Below are 4,299 nucleotides of genomic sequence, written 5' to 3'. Positions count from 1 at the left end.
GTTCGGCGTCGGTGGCGGAGAGGAGGAGCCGGGGGTCGCGGCGGCGGAGGCCGGCGAGGAGGTCGAGGGCTGTGCCGAGGAGCGCGGGGGAGGTGTGGAGGGCTGCGACAGGGCGTCCAGCCGGGACCTCAGCGGGACCGCCGCCAGGAGATCGAGCTCTCCGAACAGCGTCACCACGGTCGTCCCGTCGACGGTGCGTACGGTGTGGGTGACCGCCGGCCGCGGCTGTTTCTCCGACATAGTCGGATCAAAGCCCCGGAGGCGGACGCCGCGGAAGGGCCGAACGGTCCCCGATCCGCGGACCCGACAGGCCCTCCGCGGTCCGCACCGGTGCCCCGGACGACGGCCCCACCCGCCCGGGTGAGTGGCCCGACCGGCCCAAGCCGGTCTCCCGCGTGCGGAGCAGGCTGGACGTGCGGGGCAAACCCGGTGCCCGGAAGACGGCAGGCCGCGTACCGACAGCCGCCACCTCGCCACCGGGCTCCGGCTCCGCGGCCGACCGAGTGGGATGAGGAGCGTCATGAAGGGATTCGTGTTCCACGGACCCGGGCAGTCCGCCTGGGAAGAGGTCCCGGACCCGGCCGTCAAGGAGCCCACCGACGCGATCGTGCGCGTCGTGGCCGTCACCATCTGCGGCACGGACCTGCACATCCTCAAGGGCGACGTGCCCGAGGTGCAGCCGGGCACGGTCCTCGGCCACGAGGCCGTCGGCGAGATCGTCGAGGTGGGCAGCGACGTACGGACCGTACGCCCCGGCGACCGGGTACTGATCTCCTGCATCAGTTCCTGCGGGCGCTGCTCCTACTGCCGGGAGCGGATGTACGGCCAGTGCCGCGGCGGCGGAGGCTGGATCCTCGGCCACCTCGTCGACGGCACCCAGGCCGAGTACGTCCGCGTCCCCTTCGCGGACCTGTCGGTCCACGCGCTGCCCGCCACTCTCCACAGCAACGACGCCGTCCTGTTCGCGGACATCTTCCCGACCTCCTACGAGGTGGGCGTCCTCAACGGGCACGTCCGCCCCGGCGACACCGTGGCCGTCGTCGGCGCCGGGCCCATCGGACTCGCCGCGATCGCCACGGCCCGGCTGTTCTCGCCGGAGCGGATCATCGCGGTGGACCTGGCCCCGGCCCGGCTGGAGGCCGCTCACCGGTTCGGTGCCGACGCGGTGGCCGACGTCCATGAAGCGCCCCGGCAACTGGTCGCCGACCTGACCGACGGCCTGGGCGCCGACGTCGTCATCGAGGCGGTGGGCGTGCCGGAGAGCTTCGAGCTGTGCACACGCATGGTCCGGCCCGGCGGGCACGTCGCCAACATCGGCGTGCACGGCAGGCCGGCGACCCTGCACCTCGAAGACCTGTGGAGCAGGAACGTCACCGTCACCACCGGCCTGGTCGACACCCACTCCACCCCCACCCTGCTGCGGATGGCGGCCGCCGGCCGGCTGCCCACCACACAGCTCGTCACCCACACCTTCCCGCTCGACCGCATGGCGGAGGCCTACGAGGTCTTCGCCCACGCCGGCACCACTGGCGCCCTCAAGGTCGTGCTGGGGGAGGAGCAGCACGAGGCCGTCGCCGTGCGCACAGTCTGACGAAAGGACGTGACGGCCATGCCCGAAGGGACCCGGCACGGCACCGGACAGGACGGCACGACACGGCACGACACCGGGACCACGGTGGAACGCCCCCGCGGCGACCTGGGCCGCCGGCTCGCCGCCCGGCGCGCCCAACTCGGCCTGACCCGTCAGGAGACGGCCGCCCGGGCGGGCATGGCGTCCAGCTACCTGAAGCACCTGGAGGAGCACCCCTGCGCCAGTCCGAGCAGGGGCACCGTCCTCAGCCTCGCCGCAGCGCTGCAGACAACGGTGCCGCAGCTCACCGGGGGCAGCGCCGACCTGCCGCCCGGCCCGGAACAAGCCGCCCCCGACGCCGGACTCACGGAACTGGGACCAGCGGAGTGCACAGCACTGCTGGGCACCCACGGCATCGGCAGAATCGCCCTGCCGACCGCTTCCGGGCCGGTCGTGGTGCCGGTCAACTACAGCGTCGTCGACGGTGCGATCGTCTTCCGGACCGCCTCCGGCACGACACCGTCCCTGGCCGCCGGTCACCAGGTGGCCTTCGAGGTCGACCGCATCGACGACGCGTTCAGCACCGGCTGGAGCGTGCTGGTCCGCGGCGAGGCCCGCGTCGTCACCTCACCGGACGAGACGCGCCGCCTCGACGAGCAGGCGTACAGCGCACCGTGGGCCGGCGGACACCGCGACCTCTGGATGTGCGTCCAGCCGGGCACGGTCACCGGACGCCGGATCACCGCGTGACGTCCTGGCCCGGCGCCGGGGCCGTCCGGTCGCCCGGTGTGCGCGCCCACCTCGGCGTCCTGGTGGGTTACCCGCCGTCCGCGAAGGCCGGTAGCGTGACCCACCGAACGGAGCGGCCGGTGTCAGCCCGCCCCGAGACCGAGGAGACGCTGGTGGGAAGCCCCGAGGAGGCGCGCGTACGGCTGCCGCAGCTGAGGCTGGACGAGCTGCTGGAGGAGCTGCAGGCGCGGTTGGACGCGGCCCGCGGCACGCGGGACCGGGTGCACAGCCTGCTGGAGGCGGTGCTCTCGGTCGGGCGGGAGCTGGACCTGGAGCAGGCGCTGCGCGGCATCGTCGAGGCGGCCGCGGCCCTGGTCGACGCCGAGTACGCGGCACTGGGCGTCATCGGTCCGGACGGCACGCGGCTGTCCGCGTTCCACACGGTCGGAGTCACCGAGGAGCAGATCGGCCGGATCGGCCCGTACCCGGAGGGCCACGGCATCCTCGGTGAACTGATCCGCCACCCCGAGCCGCTGCGCCTGGCGAAGATCTCCGATCACCCCGCCTCGTACGGCTTCCCGCCCGGCCACCCGCCGATGAACACCTTCCTCGGTGTTCCCATCAGAGTCCGCGAGCAGGTCTTCGGCAACCTCTACCTCACCGAGAAGCGCGGCGGGACACAGTTCGACGAGGAGGACGTGGCGGTGATCTCCACCCTCGCGGTCGCGGCGGGCGTCGCCATCGACAACGCCCGCCTGTACGAGGAGTCCCGGCTGCGGGAGCGCTGGCTGCGGACCAACGCGGAGATCACCCACAGCCTGATGTCGGGCGGCGGCCGTGCCGAGGTGCTCGGCCTGATCGCGGAACGGGCCGCCGAGATCACCGGGTCGGCGCTGGCCGCGGTGGCGTTGCCGGTGGCGGGCACCGGATCGCTCACCGTGGAGATCGCCGTCGGACTGGACGCCGAGGCGCACCGGGGGCTGGTGCTTCCCCTGGAGAGCACCCTGATGGGCCTCGCCTTCTCCGGGGCCGCCCCGGCCGTCAGCGACGACGTGTCCCAGGACGCCCGCATCTCGCAGGAGCCTCCCCGCTTCCAGGGGCTCGGCCCCGCCGTGGGCGTTCCCATCGGCACCGGTGAGGACGGTGTCCGGGGTGTGCTCCTGCTGTCGCGGGAGGCCGGGCGTCCGGTGTTCACGGCGACCGAGAGCGAGACCCTCCAGGACTTCGCGGCCCAGGCGGCGGTCGCGATGGAGCTGGCGGAACGGCGGCAGGACGCAGCGGAGGTCGCGGTGCTCAAGGACCGCGACCGCATCGCCCGCGACCTGCACGACCTCGCGATCCAACGCCTGTTCGCGACGGGGATGACTCTGCAGAGCGCGGGCCGGTTCATCGAGCACACGGAGGCGGCCGAACGCGTGGCGCGCGCCGTGGACGACCTGGACGAGACCATCAAGATCATCAGGTCGACCATCTTCGGCCTGCGGGCCCGGGAGGACGGGGCCGGGACCGGGCTGCGGGCCCGTACCGTACGGGTGGCGGGAGAGGCGGCGCAGGTCCTCGGCTTCGCCCCGAGCGTCCGCATGGAGGGGCTGCTCGACACCGACGTGCCCAGAGAGACGGCCGACCACGTGACAGCCGTCCTCTCCGAGTCCCTCACCAACGTCGCCCGGCACGCCCACGCCGACCGCGTGGACGTGAGCCTGTCCACCGACGGCCACGAACTGCTGCTGACGGTCCGGGACAACGGTGTGGGCATCCCGGCGGGCGGCCGGCGCAGCGGGCTGCACAACATGGCGGAGCGGGCGGAGCAGTTGGGCGGCCGACTGGACTGGGACTGCCCGCCGGCCGGCGGTACGGCACTGCGGTGGCGGGTACCGGTCAGGCAGGCCTAGTGCCGCGGCAGGCACGGCGGTGGGGTAGCAACCGGGTACCGCGATGCGCTTGGACCCCTCCAGCGCGGCGCGGGCACCCGGCAGTTCGGGGAGCCCGTAGGGCCAGGT

3 protein-coding genes and 1 pseudogene are annotated in these 4,299 nt (G+C 73.4%); 3 read left to right on the top strand and 1 reads right to left on the bottom strand.

The genetic code is table 11. The features are described from left to right. A pseudogene (locus tag ABZ646_RS41255) lies at positions 1-240 on the bottom strand (hypothetical protein); the annotation flags it as partial. Between the two features lie 280 nt (positions 241-520). Here ABZ646_RS41255 and ABZ646_RS41250 point away from each other — a divergent pair. From ABZ646_RS41250 to ABZ646_RS41240, 3 genes are all read left to right on the top strand, one after another. After that, the gene (locus tag ABZ646_RS41250) at positions 521-1,591 is read left to right on the top strand and encodes a zinc-dependent alcohol dehydrogenase family protein (protein WP_360531307.1); all 1,071 of its coding nucleotides are present in this window, start codon (positions 521-523) and stop codon (positions 1,589-1,591) included. An 18-nt stretch (positions 1,592-1,609) separates the two neighbouring features. Continuing rightward, positions 1,610-2,320: a pyridoxamine 5'-phosphate oxidase family protein gene (locus ABZ646_RS41245; RefSeq protein WP_360531304.1), complete on the top strand. Its 711-nt coding sequence runs from the start codon at positions 1,610-1,612 to the stop codon at positions 2,318-2,320. A gap of 152 nt (positions 2,321-2,472) precedes the next feature. Further along, a complete protein-coding gene (locus tag ABZ646_RS41240; protein WP_360531310.1) occupies positions 2,473-4,191 on the top strand; it encodes a GAF domain-containing sensor histidine kinase in 1,719 nt (572 codons plus the stop codon). The last annotated feature ends 108 nt before the right edge of the window (positions 4,192-4,299 follow it).

This window comes from Streptomyces sp. NPDC007162, assembly GCF_040634175.1.
Taxonomy (GTDB): domain Bacteria; phylum Actinomycetota; class Actinomycetes; order Streptomycetales; family Streptomycetaceae; genus Streptomyces.
This window is presented reverse-complemented; position numbering and strand designations above follow the sequence as displayed.

Excerpts from the sequence above, each read along its gene's own strand:
- ABZ646_RS41245 (WP_360531304.1), top strand. The coding sequence starts at position 1,610 with ATGCCCGAAGGGACCCGGCACGGCACCGGACAGGACGGCACGACACGG.
- ABZ646_RS41250 (WP_360531307.1), top strand. The coding sequence starts at position 521 with ATGAAGGGATTCGTGTTCCACGGACCCGGGCAGTCCGCCTGGGAAGAG.